19 protein-coding genes and 1 pseudogene are annotated in these 19124 nt (G+C 60.2%); 8 read left to right on the forward strand and 12 right to left on the reverse strand.

Features of this window, described 5'->3' with window-relative positions; translation table 11 throughout:
* Positions 1–106: 106 nt before the first annotated feature.
* The 6 genes from Q1A52_RS21330 to Q1A52_RS21355 all read right to left on the reverse strand — a co-directional run bounded on the left by Q1A52_RS21330 (position 107) and on the right by Q1A52_RS21355 (position 3908).
* Positions 107–334, reverse strand: coding sequence for a hypothetical protein (locus tag Q1A52_RS21330; protein ID WP_072779902.1), 228 nt, complete (start codon positions 332–334; stop codon positions 107–109).
* Positions 331–690, reverse strand: a complete 360-nt coding sequence (locus Q1A52_RS21335) for a DUF2958 domain-containing protein (protein WP_227364339.1) — start codon at positions 688–690, stop codon at positions 331–333. The genes Q1A52_RS21330 and Q1A52_RS21335 overlap by 4 nt, the downstream gene beginning before the upstream one ends.
* A 64-nt stretch (positions 691–754) precedes the next feature.
* Positions 755–961 carry a hypothetical protein gene (locus Q1A52_RS21340; protein WP_249994673.1) on the reverse strand — a complete coding sequence of 69 codons (207 nt, stop codon included), beginning with the start codon at positions 959–961 and terminating at the stop codon, positions 755–757.
* A gap of 421 nt (positions 962–1382) precedes the next feature.
* Positions 1383–2237: a cation diffusion facilitator family transporter gene (locus Q1A52_RS21345; RefSeq protein WP_300019788.1), complete on the reverse strand. Its 855-nt coding sequence runs from the start codon at positions 2235–2237 to the stop codon at positions 1383–1385.
* Entirely contained in the window at positions 2234–3163 is a 930-nt protein-coding gene (locus Q1A52_RS21350; RefSeq protein WP_300019828.1) for a cation diffusion facilitator family transporter, read from the reverse strand. Before Q1A52_RS21350 ends, Q1A52_RS21345 begins: the two co-directional genes overlap by 4 nt.
* Positions 3153–3908, reverse strand: a complete 756-nt coding sequence (locus Q1A52_RS21355) for a transglutaminase family protein (protein ID WP_300019789.1) — start codon at positions 3906–3908, stop codon at positions 3153–3155. The genes Q1A52_RS21350 and Q1A52_RS21355 overlap by 11 nt, the downstream gene beginning before the upstream one ends.
* A gap of 71 nt (positions 3909–3979) precedes the next feature.
* Here Q1A52_RS21355 and Q1A52_RS21360 point away from each other — a divergent pair, with 71 nt between their 5' ends.
* Together Q1A52_RS21360 and Q1A52_RS21365 are read left to right on the forward strand one after the other, a co-directional pair.
* The gene (locus tag Q1A52_RS21360; RefSeq protein ID WP_300019790.1) at positions 3980–4396 is read left to right on the forward strand and encodes a helix-turn-helix domain-containing protein; all 417 of its coding nucleotides are present in this window, start codon (positions 3980–3982) and stop codon (positions 4394–4396) included.
* Between the two features lie 285 nt (positions 4397–4681).
* Positions 4682–5314, forward strand: a pseudogene (locus tag Q1A52_RS21365) (tyrosine-type recombinase/integrase).
* A gap of 142 nt (positions 5315–5456) precedes the next feature.
* Here Q1A52_RS21365 and Q1A52_RS21370 read toward each other — a convergent pair.
* The 6 genes from Q1A52_RS21370 to Q1A52_RS21395 are packed head-to-tail and all read right to left on the reverse strand — an operon-like array spanning position 5457 to position 13598.
* Entirely contained in the window at positions 5457–6734 is a 1278-nt protein-coding gene (locus tag Q1A52_RS21370; RefSeq protein ID WP_300019791.1) for an aminotransferase class III-fold pyridoxal phosphate-dependent enzyme, read from the reverse strand.
* Between the two features lie 4 nt (positions 6735–6738).
* Positions 6739–7842, reverse strand: coding sequence for a mandelate racemase/muconate lactonizing enzyme family protein (locus Q1A52_RS21375; protein WP_300019792.1), 1104 nt, complete (start codon positions 7840–7842; stop codon positions 6739–6741).
* Positions 7839–8945 (reverse strand): mandelate racemase/muconate lactonizing enzyme family protein, encoded by a 1107-nt coding sequence (locus Q1A52_RS21380; protein ID WP_300019793.1) that lies wholly within the window; start codon positions 8943–8945, stop codon positions 7839–7841. The genes Q1A52_RS21375 and Q1A52_RS21380 overlap by 4 nt, the downstream gene beginning before the upstream one ends.
* Positions 8942–10048: a mandelate racemase/muconate lactonizing enzyme family protein gene (locus tag Q1A52_RS21385; RefSeq protein ID WP_300019794.1), complete on the reverse strand. Its 1107-nt coding sequence runs from the start codon at positions 10046–10048 to the stop codon at positions 8942–8944. Before Q1A52_RS21385 ends, Q1A52_RS21380 begins: the two co-directional genes overlap by 4 nt.
* Positions 10045–11151 (reverse strand): alcohol dehydrogenase family protein, encoded by a 1107-nt coding sequence (locus Q1A52_RS21390; RefSeq protein ID WP_300019795.1) that lies wholly within the window; start codon positions 11149–11151, stop codon positions 10045–10047. Before Q1A52_RS21390 ends, Q1A52_RS21385 begins: the two co-directional genes overlap by 4 nt.
* The gene (locus Q1A52_RS21395; RefSeq protein ID WP_300019796.1) at positions 11148–13598 is read right to left on the reverse strand and encodes an FAD-dependent oxidoreductase; all 2451 of its coding nucleotides are present in this window, start codon (positions 13596–13598) and stop codon (positions 11148–11150) included. Before Q1A52_RS21395 ends, Q1A52_RS21390 begins: the two co-directional genes overlap by 4 nt.
* Positions 13599–13667: 69 nt before the next feature.
* Between Q1A52_RS21395 and Q1A52_RS21400 the strand changes: the two genes are divergently transcribed.
* Genes Q1A52_RS21400 through Q1A52_RS21425 form a run of 6 tightly spaced genes read left to right on the forward strand, consistent with a single transcriptional unit; the run spans position 13668 to position 19053 of the window.
* Complete coding sequence (locus Q1A52_RS21400; protein ID WP_300019797.1) at positions 13668–14555, forward strand: MurR/RpiR family transcriptional regulator; 888 nt, start codon at positions 13668–13670, stop codon at positions 14553–14555.
* Positions 14552–15631 carry an aromatic ring-hydroxylating dioxygenase subunit alpha gene (locus tag Q1A52_RS21405; protein WP_300019798.1) on the forward strand — a complete coding sequence of 360 codons (1080 nt, stop codon included), beginning with the start codon at positions 14552–14554 and terminating at the stop codon, positions 15629–15631. The genes Q1A52_RS21400 and Q1A52_RS21405 overlap by 4 nt, the downstream gene beginning before the upstream one ends.
* The gene (locus Q1A52_RS21410) at positions 15624–16457 is read left to right on the forward strand and encodes a hypothetical protein (protein ID WP_300019799.1); all 834 of its coding nucleotides are present in this window, start codon (positions 15624–15626) and stop codon (positions 16455–16457) included. The genes Q1A52_RS21405 and Q1A52_RS21410 overlap by 8 nt, the downstream gene beginning before the upstream one ends.
* Positions 16450–17193 (forward strand): sulfotransferase family protein, encoded by a 744-nt coding sequence (locus Q1A52_RS21415; protein WP_300019800.1) that lies wholly within the window; start codon positions 16450–16452, stop codon positions 17191–17193. Before Q1A52_RS21410 ends, Q1A52_RS21415 begins: the two co-directional genes overlap by 8 nt.
* A complete protein-coding gene (locus Q1A52_RS21420; RefSeq protein ID WP_300019801.1) occupies positions 17190–18632 on the forward strand; it encodes an aldehyde dehydrogenase family protein in 1443 nt (480 codons plus the stop codon). The genes Q1A52_RS21415 and Q1A52_RS21420 overlap by 4 nt, the downstream gene beginning before the upstream one ends.
* A 40-nt stretch (positions 18633–18672) precedes the next feature.
* The gene (locus Q1A52_RS21425) at positions 18673–19053 is read left to right on the forward strand and encodes a carboxymuconolactone decarboxylase family protein (protein ID WP_300019802.1); all 381 of its coding nucleotides are present in this window, start codon (positions 18673–18675) and stop codon (positions 19051–19053) included.
* Positions 19054–19124 lie beyond the last annotated feature (71 nt).

Raw genomic sequence — 19124 nt, forward strand, 5'->3', positions numbered from 1 at the left:
ACCACTGCGGGAAGAAGAATTGCTGGCGACACGCGTCTATTCAGGAAAAAGTCCGGCGTGTCGCGCTGATGCTTGGCGGGTCACCGGAGCGGCCCGCAAGACAATGTCAGGCCGGTCTTCCCCCGTGGTCAGTGACCACCATCGTGTCGGTCACACTGACGAAAAGCGGCGTGATGACATATTCGCCGCCTGCGTCTTCAGGTGCTGTTACTGCGACGATAGCCGAGGCCGGCGCACCGTCCACGAAACAGGAGAAGAGCGCGAAGTTCTCGAAACGACCGGATGTCAGCGCCTCGAAGGCGCTGACGTGATCTCTTCGGATATTGGTGCTCATGCGACGATCCCTCCGGCTTTGCGGGCGCGCTCGGCATAGGCGCTGAGGGTGCCATCGGCCTTGAAGTGCAGATCCCGTTCGACGGGCAATCCGAGACGACCGCGGACGGCTCGAATTTCGCTGAGGCGGACCGAGCCGATCTCGGGAAAGCCAAGCCCCAGGTCGCAGAGGCCGTGCGCGATATCCGGGTCTTCCGGATCGGTTTCGGAAAGCAGCCAGGTCGCCCCGGCATCGGGGGTGAAGAGTTTCACGACAGGTTCGAAGTCGAGGGTGTCTTCGCCTGCTTCAATGCGGTCCTGGTTGGTGCGCCCGTTCGCAGCGAGCTGGTCGAGGATGGATTGTGGCAGAAGGTCCATAAGGTGTCTCCTGGATGTCGGTGTGAAAAAGGCCGGGACGGCAGACACCGTCCCGGAGGACAGCTCATTCGACGAGGTCCGGGGCATCGCCCTGCCCGTCTGGCTTCGGCTCGAAAAGAACGAGCTGGCCGGTCACGGGCGTGGCGAAGAGCTGGATGGTGAGGAAGGATTTCGCGTCGGGCTTCTGGGGGAAGGCAACGCCGATCTTGTGGAAACGGGTCTTGCCGTCCTTTCCTTCGTCGGGTGTGGTGACGGTGTAGTAGCGGGTCATGTCGATCTCCTCTCGTTTTCGATGCAAGAAGAGACCGGGACCGTCCGGACAGGCTGTCAGGCGGAACTTTGCTGCGCGAGGAATGGCCGCGTCAGCGGACAGGGGAAAGTTCCGCTTGAAGAGAGCAAGCGGCGCGCGCGACCGTCAGTCGGGCCAGGTCCCGGAGATTGCATCTGGAAGAAAACGCGAGGCGATCGACCGGTCCCCTTCGTGGCGCGACATGCCAAGATGGAAGTGCGGCAGAGACGCAGCTTTAAGATGCGTCACTGCCGAAGGACAGACCGCAGCAGAACTCCAACGGATCTGGCCTTGTCGCAAAAGGCGGGCTCGTCTTCTTCGGCTTCAGCCTAACGAGGTAGATTCGTGCATCGCTTTTGTGCCCTCTCAGGCTCTGACTGACCTCGACATTGATGACATGGCGTTATTGGTCCGGCACCGGCTGCTCTCGCAAATCAGCCCGCGCGTCGCGAATAATTGCCCAGGACGAGTGCAGGAACAGCGCCGCGATACCGAAGGCGACGATCAGGTCCGGCCAGCCACTGCCGAACCAGGCGACAAGTCCGGCCGCGATCACCACAGCGACGTTGCCGATGGCGTCGTTGCGCGAGAACAGCCAGACCGCCCGCATGTTGGCGTCTCCCTTCCGGTGCTTCAGAAGCGGCAGAACGGCGAGGATATTGACGATCAGCGCACCCACGGCGAAGGCACCCATCAGGCCCGCCTCGGGCGTGGCCTGGTTCAGGACGCGCCAGAACGTGCTGGCAACGACCCCAAGTCCCAGAAGGCCAAGGAACACGCCCTGGATCATGGCGGACCGGGCGCGCCACGTCAGGCTCCAGCCAATGGCGAGCAAGCCGAGAAACGTGATCGCCCCATCGCCGAGGAAATCGAGGGCATCCGCCTTCAGCGCCTGCGAGCCGGACAGGAAGCCGCCCGCCATTTCCACAACGCCGTATCCGAGATTCAGCGCAACCACGATCCAGAGCGCCCGACGGTAGGACGGGTCTTGGTGGGCTATATCGGTCGAGGCGTCGTCGCCCTCAATCCGTTCGAATCCGTAGCCTGTCGCCTCCAGGGCCGGACGCACCTGCGGAAGATCGTTTTCCGCGATGCGCAGCGTCATTATGTGGGTTGCCGCCGAGACCTTGACGTTCTCCGCCGCGACGCCAGCCGACCGCGCAGCGCGCTCGATCTCGGCCGCGTCCTGCGCACAATCCATTCCCTGCACCCGCATCCGGATCGGCGCGTTCTGCTCACTGGTTCCGGGCGTGTTCATGAGATCGCCTCACCATGCCCGCGCCCGCCGAACTCGGAGGGGTCGCCACAGGCGTGTCGCGCACATTCAAGCTCCAACGTCGTGTGCTCGATGTCGAACCTGTCGGAGAGGACGGACTTGATCCGCTCCTTGATCGCGTCGGCGTCATTCCAGCGGCCCTCCTCGATCACCACATGCGCGTCGAGCGCGGCGCAATGCTCGTCCATCTGCCAGAAATGCGCGTGGTGGATGCCGGTCACGCCGGGCACCCCGCGCACGGCGTCGAGAACGCCGCGCGTCTCGATATCTGGCGGCGATCCGAGCATCAGGATGCGGATGACCGGGCCGATCTCCCGGAAGGATTGCCAGAGGATATAGCCCGCAATCATGACCGTCACGATAGGGTCGATCAGCCGCCAGTCGTAGAGCAGGATCAGTGTTCCGGCGAGGATCACGGCGATGGAGCCAAGCGCGTCTGCGACGTTGTGCAGGAACGCCGCGCGTATGTTCACGCTGGATTTGGACATGCGATAAGTCAGCAGTGCGGTGGCCGCGTCCACGATCAGCGCGATTCCCGCGATGATGACGATCAGCCATCCCTCGACAGGCTGCGGATCGACAAAGCGCATCGCCGCCTCGTAAAGCAGGTAGAGACCGATCAGGATCAGGGTCGTGTAGTTGATGAGCGCTGCAACCACCTCCACCCGGCCGTAACCGAAGGTCATATCCGCATCCCTCGGTCGCCGTGCGATCTTGCGGGCCGCAAAGGCGATGATGAGCGAGATCGCGTCGGAGAAGTTGTGCAGCGCATCGGCGATCAGTGCGAGAGAGCCGGAGACGATCCCGCCAATGATCTGCGCGACCGTCAGTCCAAGATTGACGGCAATCGCCGCGAACACCCTCCGGTCGCCAGCCTCGGGGTCTATGTGGACGTGGTCATGCGGCATTGGGTGAACCCCCATGCGAACGTGTTAAAACTGCTCGTGGCTTCAAGCGACCCGAACGAAATGCTCGAACTCGACGGTTCATCCAATGACGAATGATGTTTCGATAGAGGAAGCTCCGAACCCAACCGAACTCCTGGGCATGTGTTTCGTAGAAGTCGTCAGGGGTCTCAAAGAGGCCAAAATCCTGAACGATCCCAGACTTTTGGATGTAGGTGCCGTCGCCCTTCCATTCGACCGGCGGCGCGCTTAAGCAATCCGTGCCGACACCGTAGCCACACAGGCTTTCCCGTCCATCGAAGGCGGTCAGCAAAGCTGACAGAAACCGGCTGTCCAGGATGAACCCCTCAAGGTCGATCCAACGTCCATCCATTTCGACCTCCACCCAGGAGTGCAGGATTTCCAAAGGCGCGATGGGATAGACAAGCTCGGGCACCACGCCGCGCTGAAGGCCCTTGTGGATCGTAAAGCCGTGAAGCCGACACGGGACTCCGAGTGCGCGCAGGAGCGCCATCAGCAGCGTGCCCTTCGTGTTGCACTGCCCATACCCGTCAGACAGCACCTCGGATGCCGGAATGTCATCGGCGCGATTGTAGCCAAACAGGATTTCGTTGCGGACAAAATCATAGACGGCCCCGACCCGGTCATAGGTCGCGAGGGCAGACCAGCCACGCTCGGCAATCAGCCCTTGAACAGACTGCGCCCTGAAATCGAGAAGCGATGTTGCGGAGAGATGGTCACAGGACATGGCAAGCCTCTGGATACGTTGTCCCGAACAGCATAATGTCTCTAGCGACTAGAGGTTCAAGGAGTATTTTCATGTTCTCGATCGGCGAGCTTTCACGACGCACCAAGGTCAAGGTTCCGACCATCCGCTACTATGAGACTGTCGGCCTGCTGACCGCGCCAGAGCGCACTGAAGGCAACCAGAGACGATACGATCGGGCGGGCCTGCAACGATTGAACTTCATCAGGCACGCACGGGACCTCGGGTTTTCGATTGAAGCGATCTCGTCGCTGATCGAGCTTCAGGATCACCCTGACCGGTCCTGCCAGGCGGCAACCGATATCGCGGCCGCGCAACTCTCGGATGTCCGGGCGAAGATCAGAAGGCTCCGTGCGCTGGAGAAGGAGTTACTCCGTATCACCAAAGGGTGTGATGGCGAAGGCGTGTCAGAGGACTGCTACGTGCTAACATCCTTGGCCGACCACGAGCTGTGCGAGCGGCAGCATTGATGGGCCAAGATCGGTTGTTTCTGTCAGCGGCAATCTCAATTGATGACAAAGATATATGTCTCGCATGCCGACCTTGGCCCTTGTTGCGGCGAAGGTTCGGAAAGAGCCCAACCTGTGAATTCGGAATTCTCGCTGCGTGCGCGCGCAGCAACAAAATTTCCGCATATGCACTATGGAGAGCAATGTTCAACTGCAAGGGAAGCGGCCGTTCAAGATATGCTATGTTCTTGCCGTCAGCGCTGTGCTGATGACTGGGTACGGGGGGAGGATTGGAGGGTATGAATAATGCCAAGAGTCCAACTTCCCGCTGTCACGCCAAAACACAGAGCCTGGAACAAGGGGCGCATCATCGGTCAAAAGCGGCCGCTGTTACCGAAGCAAGTCTGGGCCATTCGGACACGTCTAGAGCTCGCTGGTAATCTACGAGACCTTGCCTTGTTAAACGTCGCCATCGATAGCAAATTGCGTGGCTGCGATTTGGTCCGACTGACGGTTAGCAACCTCGTGAAGGAAGACCGAGTGAGGGAACGAGTTACAGTGGTCCAAAGTAAGACCAAGCGACCTGTTCAATTCGAACTGACGGAAAACACGCGTGAAACTATTTTGGCCTAGGTCAAATCCCCAGAGGTGTTCGCGGGCCCTTTCTTGTTCCCAAGTCGCTTTCACGATCGGCCACACATATCGACGCGCCAGTACGGTCGGATTGTACGCGATTGGGTGACTTCCATTGGGTTAGAGCCAAGTGGATATGGCACGCACTCATTGCGCCGGACAAAGGCAGCGGAAATCTATCGGAAGACCGGTAATCTACGTGCCGTCCAACTGCTGCTAGGTCGCACTAGGGTCGACAGCACCGTTCGGTGCCTAGGTGTCGAACTAGAAGATGCTCTGAGTATTGCAGAGCGGATCGACATATAACTTACCTTGGCGAGCGGCGCTGTCGTTCGCCATTTTTTTAGCGGTTGTTGGTGCTTCGTATGGCAATAACCGATACCGAACTATTGACTTGGCAGCGCTGTGCAGATCGCAGGTGTTCCAATTCCAGGAAATTACCTGCCTCTCAGGTCGGCGAAATGGATTTCGCAGCCTGTTCAACTGCGAATTTCGTCTTCTCCAGATCCTCCGCGGTGATCGCGAGTGACGGATAGAGCTTACCCGGTGACTTGAATATCCCGTGCTGACGCAGCGCCTTGTTGTAGGTTGCATTCCGTGCGGGATCGTCATGCTTGGCTGTGCGGTAGTCACGGCACGCCCCGGTCGTGAAGAAAATATCAAAAAGGGTCTCGTCCCCGCAGATTTTGTGTGGGATCTCTACTGCGTCGAGCGCGCTGCTTTGCATTTCCTGCAACCTGCGGCCGATGTCGCGGAGGCTGTCATAGCTGCCGTCGCGCTTCAGGATTTCCATGGTCTTGAGACCCGCCGCCGCCGCAATCGGATTGCCCGAAAGTGTGCCAAGTTGCATCAGCCATTTGTCACCCCCCACGATAGATTTGTCGAAATGCTGCATGATCTCGGCGCTCGCCCCGAGGGCGGCAAGCGGAAACCCCCCGCCGATAATCTTGCCCAGCGTGCAGATATCCGGCGTCACGCCATAGCGTTCCTGTGCCCCGCCGTAGGCCAGCCTGAACCCCGTGACGATCTCATCAAAGATCAGCAACACGCCGTGCTTGTCGCACAGATTGCGCAGGCCCTGCAGAAAACCGGGTGCGGCAGGAATGATCCGTTGCAGCGGCTCGGCGATGATAGCGGCAATGTCGTTGTGTTCGATCAGCAAAGCCTCAACAGCGGCCAGATCGTTGAAGGGCGCAATCAGCATCTGATCGGCAACGCTTTGCGGGATACCCGCGCTGTCCGGCACGGCTTGCGGGAAGTTAACGCGCCGCTCGGGCGCAAGGCTCATCTGTGCCTCTGCGCTCATGCCATGATAGCCGCCTTCAAACTTCAGGATCTTGTTGCGACCCGTATAGGCGCGCGCGAGGCGGATGGCATACATATCTGCCTCTCCACCCGACGCGACGAACCTGACTTGTTCACAACAGGGCACGGCTTCGACGATTGCCTCGGCCAGTGCGATGCCTTTGGCGTTGTTGGCAAAGAACGTCATGCCCTTCGGGAGTTGCTCCAATACAGCCTCCATCACCTCCGGGTGACCGTGACCGAGGAGCATGGGGCCGGAGCCGATCAGGTAGTCGACGTATTCGTTGCCATCTTCGTCCCAAACGCGGCTTCCCTCGCCTCGCGCGATGACGATGCCGGGGTCGAAATTGCCAAATCCGCCCGCAGGCAGGACGGATTGAGCGCGGGCGATCCATTCGGATTGGGTGGTCAGTTTTTGCATGTGTTCAGTTCAACTCAAGGATGGGTGTGCCGAGCACGTCCGGGTCAGGTGTCACCCCAAGGCCCGGCCCTTCAGGCGGTGCGATACGACCGTCTGTGCGTGTCGGGCAATCAGGCGCGATGCGCGGACCGACGTAGGATGACAGATCGCAGGTGTTGAGGAGCGCGCCACGCGGTGTAGAGGCCGCAAAGTGCAGCGACGCGGCGGTGACGACGTCGGACCCCCAAGTACATTCGGCGCAGATTTCCGCGCCCAGATGCACGGTCAGATCGCGGGCGCGGCGCATCGCCGAGAGACCGCCGAACTTCGAGAGTTTCAGGGCGACCGCGTCCAACACGCCCAACTCTGCCGCGCGCATTAGCGAGGCAAGATCGTAAGCGCCTTCGTCGATCTTCATGGGCAAACCGGTGGCATTTCGGACGGCAGCGCAATCTTCGAGTGTCTTGCAGGGCTGTTCGAGCATCACGTCGAGATGCGCTACGGCACGGCCTGTGCGGGTGGCGTGCAGTTTGGTCGCGCCGCAGTTCCAATCGCCGTAGACCAGTGGCCCCGCGCCAACAGCCTCGCGCACTTTGATCAGACGTTCTGCATCTGCTTGCCAATCCGCGTCGGCACCCAGTTTGACCTGAAACTGGCGGATGCCCGTTGCGTAAGCCTCTTTCGCGATCCGCGCCATCTCGTCCGGGGCAATGCAGGTGATCGAGTGATAAAGCGGCATATCGGCCCGCGTGCGCCCGCCCAGCAGGGCATAAAGCGGTTGCCCCGTCGCTTTGCCGAACAGGTCCCAGAGTGCCATATCGACAATGGATTTGGCATGGAGGTGTCCTTGCAGAAAACCATCAAGCTTGCGCATGGGCGCGTCGACGCCGAAGGGGCTGATCCCTAGGATTTCCGGAGCCATTTCGGTGAGTGCACTGGGCACGCCATCCGCAAATGCGGGCAGGTAATGCGGAATTGGGCAGACTTCGCCCCAGCCTTGCAGGCCGGTGTCAGTTTCAAGGCACAGCACGTGGGTTTTGACCGTGTCGCAGGTTTTACCCTCGGCCATGTAGTAGGTTTCATGGCTGGTCAGGTCGACAGACCACAGGGTGATGCGCGTGACCCTCATGCGTAGACTGCCACCGGATTTCCCAGCGTGTCTTCGTCCGGATGAACGCCGAGGCCGGGATTGTCTGGCAAATGCAGGTGGCCATCCGTATTGCGCGGCCCACGGCCTCCGGCGATGTCGATGGTGATCATATCCTGACAGGCCCAGACAGCATGGCAGTTGGCGTCCGGTATTGTCGCCGCCAGATGCAGGGCTTCAGTATCGGCGAGGACGGTGCCGCCGGTTGCCATGACAAACATGTCGATCCCATGGGAGAGCGCGATGTCGCGCATGCGGGCCGCTTTGGTCAGCCCACCGACACGGTTGAGTTTGATGCCGAATACCTCTGCCAGCCCATCGCGTGCGATGCGGGCGGCGTCTTGCAGCGTGACAAGGCTTTCGTCGACCGACACGGGTGCCGCATGTTTCCCGCTGATGGCCGCGATGTCGTCCAGCGTTTCGCACGGCTGTTCAAACATCGCGTTCAGGTCTTCGGTCGCAGACATGACACGCAAGGCCTGTTGCCGGGTCCAGCCACGGTTCACATCGTACAGGACGATTTCGCCGTCGCGCCGCATGTCTTCGACGTCGCGGATGCGGGCAATGTCCGGCGCCACGTCCCCGCCAATCTTAACGGAATGCGCGACGTAGCCGCGTTGGCGATAGCGCTCGATGACGGCGCGGGTTTCGTCCACCGTTTTGGCCCCCACGGAGGAGGCGATGGGGCGCGGCGTGCGTGATCCGCCGCCCATCAGGTCGGCAATCGGGAGCCCCGCGGCTTGCCCCGCAATGTCCCAGCACGCCATGTCGATGGGGCTTTTGGCATAGAGGTGGCCGGGCAAGGCAAGGTCCATCGCGCGTTCGACATCAAGCACTTTGCGCGGGTCGAGGCCGAGTATGAAGAACGCCATCGTCTCGATCCCCGCACGGATGCCGGGGCCATGGGCAGGGACATATGTGTGCCCCCAGGGCGTTCCCTCACCCCAGCCGGTGATGCCTGCATCGGTCTCGATCTTGACGAGCGTCGCGTCGAGCACCTCAAACTTGAGCCGACCACCAGAGAGCCAATAGGGGTGCTCAAGCGGCAGATCGACCTGAAACACGGAAAGGCGCGTGATCTTCAAGCTGTATACTCCGCCACTGGTGCGCCGAGGCTGTCGAAGTCCGGCGTGACCCCCAAGCCCGGCGTATCAGGCGCATAGAGTTTTCCATCCTTCGCCCAGGCACCGCCAATTCCTGTCGATCGGGTATTGTAGTTCATCAGATCTGTGGTGTTTTGCAGGTAGTCCGGGGGCGTTGAGGCCGCAAAATGCGCGACCACGGCGGTGGTGATTTCGCCGCCCCACGTGTCTTCCGATACGACAGGGATACGGTTGTCCACGAGGTAGTCGCGAACGCGACGGGCCTTGGACAACCCGCCAAGGTTCGAGAGCTTCAGGCAACAGATCTCGGCCCCCCGATCCGCAACGATCCGCTGCGCGACCGAAATGTCGGTCACGCATTCATCCAGTTTCATCGGCTGTCGGGCCACGCGGCGGACCTGCTGGCATTCCTCATACGTGCGGCAGGGTTGTTCCAGGATGTAGTCCAAATCTGCCGTTGCGCGGGCAACACGAATGGCGTTGTCGACGCGCCAGCCCTGATTGGCATCGGCCATCGCCTTTTCCCCGGGGTGAAGCAGCGCGACGCCGGCTTTGATCCGATCAATGTCTGACGTCCAATCGCCGCCGACCTTGATCTGGAATTGCCGATATCCCTCCGCCCGGTAGCGTTCCATTTCGGTAAGGGTTTCTTCGGTCGCTTTTTGTGGGGCCACCCGGTACATCGGTGCGCCGTCCGTAAGTTTGCCCCCGAGAAGCATCCAAACAGGCTGGTTGCAAGCTTGGCCCAGAATGTCCCAGCAGGCTGCATCGAACGGGGCTTTGGCATAGCCGTGCCCTTGCACCGTATGATCCATGACCTGTTCGATCCGCGCGACTTGCCGGGGGTCCTCGCCCAGCAGGTTCGATGCGGCGAGGCGGGCAAAGGCCTCCACCCCTTCCGAATGCGCGACCATATAGTTTTCGCCACATGGGGTGAATTCACCGCAACCCTGCAGGCCTGCGTCTGTATCTATGACAACGACGCTTGCCTTTGCGATCCTGATGGCATTGCCCGCACCCCAGACATAGGCCCCGCCAACGTAAGGCAGATCGGTCTTGAAGATGCGGATGCGGGTGATTTTCACGGGGCCGTATCCTCGCGCGCCTTCGGCACGACCACGATGTTGCCGGTGTGCTCTTTTGCGATGAAGGCGGCCTGTGCCTCGCGGAGTTGGTCGAGCCGGTATGTCGCGGCGAGCACGGGTTTGATCTCGCCCTGTTCGATGTAGCGGATCAGGTTCGGCATGACCTCGGGGGGGATTACGGTCGACCCGGTGAAGGTCAGGTCGCGCAGATAGAGCGTGCGCAGATCAAGATCGACCATGGGGCCTGCGATAGCTCCTGAGCAGGTGTAGCGTCCTCCGCGTTCAAGGACGTCGATGAGTGTTGGCCAGTATGGACCACCGACGATATCGGCAACGACGGTGATCCGCTCTGCTCCGAGTGCCGCCCGGAGGTCCGTGGGGGCGCGTGGCAAAATCGCGTCGGGGCCAAGTTTCGCCACCTCGCCATGTTTCGCATCAGACGCCATCGCGATCACCCGCGCGCCGCGGCGTTTGGCCAGTTGCACCAACGCACCGCCCACGCCGCCTGATGCGCCGGGGACCAGCACGGTGTCGGCATGTGTCACGCTGGCACGGGTCAACATGCCCTCGGCGGTGGAATAGGAGCACGAGAACGTCGCGAGTTCAGCGTCCGTCAGGTCCGAATTGATGGCAAGAGCATTGCGCGCCGGCGTTGTTGTGTATTCAGCAAAACCACCGTCACGCTCGGACCCGAAATAGCCGGTCTTATCAAGGTTATCGAGGTCCTCGGCGTCCCGCAGCCAACCGTCCGTAATCACCCGTTCGCCAATGCGGGACGGATCAATATCCGCACCAACCGCAACGATTTCGCCGCAGACATCCGCGCCTTGGATGCGTGGAAATGTGATGGGGGCACCGCCCCATGTCGGGTCGTCCTCGCCGACCTCCTCAAACGCGCCACCGGTTGTGGCCTCCGTCACCGCTTTGGAATACCATCCCGATCGCGTGTTCACGTCCGTGTTGTTCAACCCGCAGGCACCCACCTTGATCAGAACTTCATCCGGAGCCGGATCAGGGCGCGGCCAAGCGCCATGCCAGATCATCTGATCCAGACCGCCGTGGCCCATGGTGACCATGGCCCCCATTGTTGTTGGCAAGGTCATTCGGCGGCCTCTTTTGCTACATCTGTGCGCGGCAGCAGGCTTTGCGGGTCATAGGCTGGCTCACCCAGCACCTTGGCGGCGCGCGGTGCGCCGTGAATGACAACCTCAAGCGCGGTACCGGGTGCTGCGGCCTCTGGCTTGATATAGGCAAAGGCCAGAATCTTGCCGACGGTTGGGCCATAGGCGACGGAGGCAGTGGAGCCGACCACCTTGCCGTCTCGCATCACCGCTTCGCCGCCGTGGCCATCCGCAACGCCGTCGGGCTCAATTTCCAGATAGGCGCAGACCCAGGGCAGATCGGTGTTCAGGGTTTGGTCGCGTCCAAGGTAATACTTGTCGGTACGTGCGAAGCGCAGCACGTCGGCTTCGGCCAGCGTGACCTCGTTGGTGAGTTCGCCCGCCCCTTTGAAGCCTTTCTCCATCCGCATGGCGTTCATTGCGAAGGAGCCGTAGTCGGCGATGCCGTGGGCCTCACCCGCCGTCCAAAGCGCATTGTAGACGTCCAGGCAGGCGGTCTGGGGCATATGGAATTCCCAGCCCAGCTCGCCTGCATAAGACATACGGAACGCCCAGATTTTGTGGCCAGCCACGGTGATTTCCTGAGCAGACAACCAGCGGAACCCCGCGTTTGAAAGGTCCGCATCGGTGCAGGTCGCCAGCACGTCGCGCGCTTTTGGGCCGTTGAGTGACAGCGCGCTCCATTCAGAGGACAGGGCTGTGATCGTCACGTCCTCTTCGGCGTGGTTGTGGGCCAGATGATCCAGCAAGCGCTGCTCAAAGAACGCGGCACAGACCAGATAAAACTTGTCCTCAGCCATCCGTACGATGGTGGTTTCCAGCTCAATCCGGCCCGCGCGATTGAGCATATGGGTCAGGGTGATCGAGCCGACATTCTGCGGCATCCGGTTCGCGGTGAGGCGATCCAGCAGCGCATAGGCGTCGGGGCCAGAGACCAGCACCTTGGTAAAGGCGGTCACGTCCATGATACCGACGCTGTTGCGGACGGCTTTTACTTCGGTTGCGACCATGTCGTCGACAGGAGTGCGGTTGAAGGAATAGTGGTCTTCCTGCGGGATACCTTTGGCAAAGAAGCGCGGACGTTCAAAGCCGTAGACTTCCTCGTGCACGGCGCCTTTGGCTTTGAGCAGGTCATGAAGCGGGGAGGGTTTGATCGGCCGCCCGGCCAGCCGGTTAAAATGAGGGAAGGGGATTTCGTGGCGCAGGCAGTAGTCCTCTTCCGCCTTCACCACCTGCCAATCCTTCGTGGCATAGCTGCCAAAACGACGCGGATCATACTCGCGCATCGAGATATCCGCCGCCCCGTGCACCATCCAGCGTGCCAGTTCACGCGTCAGGCCCGGCCCCCAGCCGATCCCAATCTGCGTGCCGCAGCAGCACCAGTAGTTGCGCACGCCGGGTGCGGGACCGATCAGCGGGTTGCCGTCGGGCGGATGGCTGATCGCGCCGTGGACCTCGCGCTGGATGCCAAGATCCGCGAAGATCGGCATGCGGTTCAGGCTTTCCTCCAGGTATGGCATGACCCGGTCATAATCCGCATCGAAGAGCCAGTTTTCATAGTCCCACGGGCAATGGTCGTGCCAGACGGAGTTCGGATTCTCTTTTTCGTAGATCCCGATCAGCCCACGCTTTTGTTCCATCCGGATGTAGCCCGACACCTTTTTGTCGTCGCGGATCACGGGCAGTTCGGTGTCCAGAGCCTCAAACTCCGGCACGGGTTCGGTCACAAAATAATGGTGCGTCATTGAGGTCATTGGCAGTTGCAGACCAGACCATTCGCCCATCTGCCGCGCATAGGTGCCGCCTGCATTGACCACATGTTCGCAGGTGATCGTGCCTTTCTCCGTTTCGACCTGCCACTCACCGGAGGGCAACTGCGTGATGTTGGTGGCGCGGCATTGCCGGATGATCTGCACGCCTTTCTGCCGCGCTCCGGCGGCCATGGCCATCGTCACGTTGCTGGGGTCGACGTGGCCGTCATCGGGCGTGTATAGCGCCCCAAGGACGCCGTCGAGGTTATAGAACGGGTGAAGCCTGGCGATGTCTTCGGTACCGACAAGCGCGATATTGAACCCTAGCGACCGCCCGACCGACAGCGTGTGACGCAGCCAGTCCATCTCGTCCTCGGTATAGGCCAACCGGAAGGACCCGCAGCCGTGCCAGGTCACGGGCTGTCCGGTCTCGGACTCCAACCCACCGGAATAGAGCCCGATGTTGTAATCCACGCATTTGCCCAACCCGAAACTGGAGGTCGAATGGGTGATCTGCCCCGCCGCGTGCCATGTGCTGCCCGAGGTCAGTTCGGCCTTCTCAAGGAGCACAGTGTCCGCGCCCCACCCTTCGTGCCCGAGGTGATAGGCAAGGCCGACGCCCATGACGCCACCGCCAACAATGACAACGCGGGCGTGGCTGGGAAATTTATGCGCCAATGGAATGTCCTTTGATGAGTCGCTTTTTTCTCTCGACAGGCTAATCGGACAAAAGTACCATCGTCAATCATGAATGGGACAAATGTATCATCAACGATTCTGGAGCGGCTGGCCGGTGAGCTGTCAGAGCTGACGCCAGAGGCGCGCAAGGCGGCAACATACGTGCTGGAAAATCCGCGCGATGTTGGGGTCTCGACAGTGCGCGAGATTGCCGAGGCGGCGAATGTGAAACCGAACACCGTGGTGCGGATGGCACGGCAGGTGGGCTTTGAGGGGTACGAGGACTTCCGTGCGCCCTTCCGTGACGCCATTCGGAAAGGCGCTGCAGATTTCCCGGATCGTGCACGCTGGCTGCAGGACATTTCCAAGTCCGGCGAACTTGGTGGACTTTATGCCGACATGGTCCGTGATGTGATGGCGAATATCGAGGAGACTTTCGCCGGCATCTCCTTAGACAAGCTGAAACTGGCGGCAGAGGCGATCTGGAATGCGCGGCGGGTTTTCACGCTGGGTGTAGGTGTCAACAATTCGGTCGCGCGGAACTTCACCTACCTCGCCTCAACCGGCATGACCGAATTCCATGCCATTCCGCGTCCCGGGTCCACGCCGGTGGATGACCTGGCCTGGGCGGATGGCCGCGATATCCTGATCGCGATCACCTGCAAACCTTATCGGTCCGAAGTGGTGGAGGCGGTGAAGATCGCACGGGAACAGGGCATGGTCATCGTGGCCTTGTCAGACAGCCCCGCCAGCCCGATCATTCGCATGGCCGACCACGGTTTCGTGGTATCGGTCGAAACCCCGCAGTTTTTCCCGTCCTCGGTCAGCATCATCGCCTTGCTGGAGACGTTGCTATCCTTCGTCATTGCCGTGGCCAGTGACGAAATCCCACAACGGGTTGAGACGTTCCATAAACGCCGCCACCAGCTTGGCCTTTATCACAGAGAGGACGGATGACCGGCCCGATCAAATCGCTCGCCGCGCGCTACTACACCGATCCTGCCGTTTTCAAACTGGAGACCGACGGCTTGCTCGCCCTGACATGGCAGTTCGGATGCCATGCATCACAGCTTGCGAAAACCGGCGACTATGCCACGTTTGAGATTGCGGGCGAAAGCCTCTTTGCGATCCGCGGGCGCGACGACAAAATCCGTGTGTTCTACAACGTCTGCCAGCACCGCGCGCATCAGTTGGTGAGCGGAACCGGCACTACGCGCGTTGTCGTTTGCCCCTATCACGCATGGACCTATGAGCTGACTGGCCAGCTGCGGGCCGGGCCAAATATCAAAGCCGTTGAGGGGTTCGACACATCCAGCATCTGCCTGACCGAAGTGAGGGCGGAAACCTTTCTTGGCTTTGTCTTCGTGAACCTCGATCCGGATGCCGCCCCCATGGAAGACTGGTTCCCAAACGCGCGGGCCGAACTGGAAGAGTGGGTGCCAAACTGGGCCGAATTGGAACCGCTCGAATGGGTTGAGATTCCGGAGAATTGCAACTGGAAAGTTTCGGTCGAGAACTACTCAGAATGCTATCACTGCTCCCTCAATCACCCGACTTTTGCCAATGGTGTGGTCAAGCCCGAGACCTATGACATCCAACCGCAAGGCAAATGCCTGCGCCACACGACGGAATGTCAGGCGCTGGAGCAGATGACCTACGACATCGACTCGGGCTTTGCCCATTCCCACGAATATTCAAGCTGGTTCCTGTGGCCGATGTTCAGCTTTCAGGTCTACCCGGGCAATGTGCTGAACACCTATCACTGGCGGGCGATCGATGCAGATCACGTGGTGGTCTGGCGGGGCTGGTACTCTGTTGGGGGCATTGACGATGAGAAGGTCCGCAAGCTCGCACAGCAGGATCGGGCAACCACCGTGGAAGAGGATATCCATCTGGTCGAATCCGTCCATCGTGGTCTCAAGTCGCGTGGCTATGTACCGGGGCCATTGGTCGTGGATCCTAAGGGCGGGGTGAATTCAGAGCATCCTGTGATGCACCTGCAACGCTGGATGAAAGAGGCGATTGATGGCTGATCTTGCAATGCCCGAAAAGTGGACGGCCGAGCAAAAACTCTTTCCCCATCAGGTTGGGTTCACTTGCCCGCCATTCGACTACGACGCGGCTCCGTCAGATTTCTTGCGCATCTGTCCTGACACCGTCGGCGTGCATGGCTGGATGCTGCATGTGCCCGACTACGTGCATGGTCTCGACCAGCGAAAAAAGAATTTTGGCATGCTCGAAGAATTCGTCCATTGCATGTCACGAAACGGCGTCGATGTTTGCGGGCAGGTCGGCTCGAACTGGGTGCACGCGAGCGGGTTGGGGGTTGAGGGCATCCGCCAACACTGCGCTGACCTGTCCGAGAGATTTGAGACGCGCTTTCACATGGCAGGCTATGCGATGGTCGAGGCGCTGCGCGCCATGAACGTCGAAAAGGTGGCGCTGAATGCGGCCTACCATTGGCCGGAGTGGTGGCTAGGCACGGTCGGGTTCCTGCGCGAGGCCGGGTTTGACGTGCTTTGGGCCGGAAATTTCGTCGATCAGGGCTGGTTTCCTGATCAGGAAACCGTCAACGCCAAGCGCTGGATTTTCGATGGCGAGCTGTTCGACAAAAGCTTCGCCTATGTTGCGGAAAAAGCGCCAAATGCCGATGCCTACCTCATCAACGGCATGTGCAATTTCCGATCCGGGCCGGGTGGATTGCCGCAGCGCCCCCTCCACCTCGCGCGCGATACCGAGGCCAAGCTTGGCAAGCCTGTCATCGGCCATGACACCGCCCTTTATTGGCGGATCATGAAAGATCTTGGGATTGCACCCACAACACCCCAAAGTGCGCTGTTGGAGAGCCTGCATGCATAAGATCATCGCACTCTGGGCGATCCCCCGTTCCACCTCGACCGCCTTCGAATGGATGATGCGCCAACGCGGAGACCTCGACTGCCTACACGAACCGTTTGGCGAGGCATGGTATCAGGGTGAAGACCCGCTTTGGCCCCGCTTCAAAGGCGGTGAGAAAACGACCCCTGGTCTGACGATTGAAAGCGTCTGGGACGATATCCAAGCCCGCGCGGAAAAGGGGCCGGTCTTCCTCAAGGATTTTCCACACTACATCAATCACATGTGGACGCCCGACTTCTTGGCGCATTTCACCCATGCTTTCCTGATCCGCGATCCGGCGAAGACGATTTCGAGCATGTATGACAAGTGGCCCGATTTCGATGAGCTTGAGGTTGGCTTTCCCGAGCAGCGCGCCTTGTTTGACTTACTCACCGCGTTGAACGGTGCGCCGCCGCCCGTCATCGACAGCGATGATCTGCTGGAAGACCCCGACACCATGGTCGCGGCCTTTTGCGACGCGGTTGGCCTTCCTTTCCTGCCTGAAGCGATGTCGTGGGAGCCGGGCGGCGATCCGTCGGCGCATAGTTGGTGGGATGGTGGGTCGTTCCATGCCAACCTCGCGCAGTCCACCGGCCTCACGCCACAAAAGCGGCGCTATGTCGAGGTCGCAGACGCGCCCGAGCGTGTGCGCCGTGTCTACAGACGGATGAAGCCGCATTATGACCACCTCTATCAGCATCGGATCACCCCCGCATGAAGGCGTATTGGCAAAACTACATCGACGGTGCCTGGGTGGATGGCAGCGCGGGGCGGATCGACGTGATCAACCCGGGAACGGGGGAAAGGCTGGCGGAACAGGCGCTTGCGGACGCTGCGGATGTGGACCGAGCAGTCATGGCGGCGCAGAGGGTGCATATGTCGGGTGCGTTGTCTGATCTGCGCCCGGTTGATCGCGGTCGCATGGTGCAGGCCATGGGGCGCTACCTGCTCGATAACATCGACGAAATTGCCCCTGTCCTCACGCTGGAACAGGGCAAACCGCTATGGGAGGCCCGGATCGAAGTCGAAGGCGCGGCCCGCTATTTCGAATACTATGGCAATCAGGCTGAAACGGTTGAGGGCCGTTCGATCCCGCTTGGCAAGGGCTATTTCGATTTCACGACCAATGAGCCATTCGGCGTCTCGGCCCAAATCATTCCGTGGAACTACCCCGTTGAAATGACGGCACGATCTTTGTCGGCGGCCTTGGCGACCGGCAATGCCTGTGTGATCAAGACGCCGGAATTAACCCCCCTCAGCAACGCGTGGTTCGCCCATGCCGCAGAGGCCGTGGGACTGCCGAAAGGTGCGGTCAACATCCTGTGCGGTTTTGGCAATGAGGCGGGGGCGACTTTGTCAGCGCACCCCGCGGTCAACCAGATCGTCTTTACCGGGTCGGTGCCAACCGGTGTCGCCATTGCCAGTGCAGCCGCAAAGAATGTGGTGCCTTGCGTCCTCGAACTCGGCGGGAAGTCCGCTGCGATTGTGCATGACGACGCGGATCTGGATGCATTTGAAAACGATGTTCGCTGGGGCATCTATTTCAACGCGGGACAAGTGTGTTCTGCTATGAGCCGTGTGATCGTGCACGAAAGTGTCCACGATGAACTTGTGGACCGCATGGTTGGCGTGGCGCAGTCGTTGACGGTTGGGCCCGGAATCGACCAACCTGAATTCGGCCCGACAATGGGTGCGATGGTGTCCGAGGCACAATGCAACCGCGTGGCCGATATGATTGGTGCGGCACAAGGAGAAGGGGCGCAAGTCGCGACGGGGGGCCGTAAGCTGAACATCCCCGGCGCGTTCCTTGAACCCACCATCGTGACGAACGTCGAACCCGGTATGGCAATTGCGAACGAAGAGGTCTTTGGCCCCGTCCTGTCGGTTCTGAAATTCACATCCGACGATGACGCAATCAGGATCGCAAACGGCACGCCTTACGGTCTGGTCGGCGGCGTCTTTACCCGCGACCTCGACCGCGCGACGACCGCGGCGCGGCAGTTACGGGCCGGTCAGGTCTTCGTCAATGAATGGTATGCTGGCGGGGTGGAGACGCCGTTTGGCGGCTATGGCAAGTCGGGCTACGGGCGCGAAAAAGGCCGCGAAGCTCTCTGGAACTACGTGCAGACCAAGAACATCGCGATCAAACTTGGATGAGCGCGTAGAAAATGACGCCATCAAATTGAAGGGCTAAAACATGAGTGCATTCGACGAAGATCTTTTTGTGAAGGGCTTGGAGCAGCGCAAAGCGACGCTCGGCGCGGAATATGTCGAAAAGAACCTTGCCGCAGCCGATGATTTCACGCGTCCGTTTCAAGAGGCGATGACAGCCTGGTGCTGGGGCTTTGGCTGGGGCGATGATGTCATCGACGCCAAGACACGGTCCATGATGAACCTGTCGATGATCGGGGCTTTGGGGAAAATGCATGAATGGGAAATTCACTGCAAAGGTGCGATCAACAACGGCGTCACCCAGGATGAAATCCGCGCGATCATTCATGTCATCGGGATTTACTGTGGCGTGCCGCAGGCGTTGCAGTGCTTTCGTGTTGCGCGAAAAGTGCTCGAACAGACCTAACGTAAGCGCGCGGAACGATACGCGTTTGTCGACACAATGACCTGATATTCCGACGGAAAAGAGACATCCCG

Origin of the sequence: uncultured Roseobacter sp. (assembly GCF_947488185.1) — a bacterium.
GTDB lineage: Bacteria > Pseudomonadota > Alphaproteobacteria > Rhodobacterales > Rhodobacteraceae > Roseobacter.

What these genes read in the sequence shown, in the direction of transcription:
- Q1A52_RS21330 (WP_072779902.1), bottom strand. Translation starts at nt 334, where the DNA reads ATGAGCACCAATATCCGAAGAGATCACGTCAGCGCCTTCGAGGCGCTG.
- Q1A52_RS21335 (WP_227364339.1), bottom strand. Translation starts at nt 690, where the DNA reads ATGGACCTTCTGCCACAATCCATCCTCGACCAGCTCGCTGCGAACGGG.
- Q1A52_RS21340 (WP_249994673.1), bottom strand. Translation starts at nt 961, where the DNA reads ATGACCCGCTACTACACCGTCACCACACCCGACGAAGGAAAGGACGGC.
- Q1A52_RS21345 (WP_300019788.1), bottom strand. Translation starts at nt 2,237, where the DNA reads ATGAACACGCCCGGAACCAGTGAGCAGAACGCGCCGATCCGGATGCGG.
- Q1A52_RS21350 (WP_300019828.1), bottom strand. Translation starts at nt 3,163, where the DNA reads ATGCCGCATGACCACGTCCACATAGACCCCGAGGCTGGCGACCGGAGG.
- Q1A52_RS21355 (WP_300019789.1), bottom strand. Translation starts at nt 3,908, where the DNA reads ATGTCCTGTGACCATCTCTCCGCAACATCGCTTCTCGATTTCAGGGCG.
- Q1A52_RS21360 (WP_300019790.1), top strand. Translation starts at nt 3,980, where the DNA reads ATGTTCTCGATCGGCGAGCTTTCACGACGCACCAAGGTCAAGGTTCCG.
- Q1A52_RS21370 (WP_300019791.1), bottom strand. Translation starts at nt 6,734, where the DNA reads ATGCAAAAACTGACCACCCAATCCGAATGGATCGCCCGCGCTCAATCC.
- Q1A52_RS21375 (WP_300019792.1), bottom strand. Translation starts at nt 7,842, where the DNA reads ATGAGGGTCACGCGCATCACCCTGTGGTCTGTCGACCTGACCAGCCAT.
- Q1A52_RS21390 (WP_300019795.1), bottom strand. Translation starts at nt 11,151, where the DNA reads ATGACCTTGCCAACAACAATGGGGGCCATGGTCACCATGGGCCACGGC.
- Q1A52_RS21400 (WP_300019797.1), top strand. Translation starts at nt 13,668, where the DNA reads ATGAATGGGACAAATGTATCATCAACGATTCTGGAGCGGCTGGCCGGT.
- Q1A52_RS21405 (WP_300019798.1), top strand. Translation starts at nt 14,552, where the DNA reads ATGACCGGCCCGATCAAATCGCTCGCCGCGCGCTACTACACCGATCCT.
- Q1A52_RS21410 (WP_300019799.1), top strand. Translation starts at nt 15,624, where the DNA reads ATGGCTGATCTTGCAATGCCCGAAAAGTGGACGGCCGAGCAAAAACTC.
- Q1A52_RS21415 (WP_300019800.1), top strand. Translation starts at nt 16,450, where the DNA reads ATGCATAAGATCATCGCACTCTGGGCGATCCCCCGTTCCACCTCGACC.
- Q1A52_RS21420 (WP_300019801.1), top strand. Translation starts at nt 17,190, where the DNA reads ATGAAGGCGTATTGGCAAAACTACATCGACGGTGCCTGGGTGGATGGC.
- Q1A52_RS21425 (WP_300019802.1), top strand. Translation starts at nt 18,673, where the DNA reads ATGAGTGCATTCGACGAAGATCTTTTTGTGAAGGGCTTGGAGCAGCGC.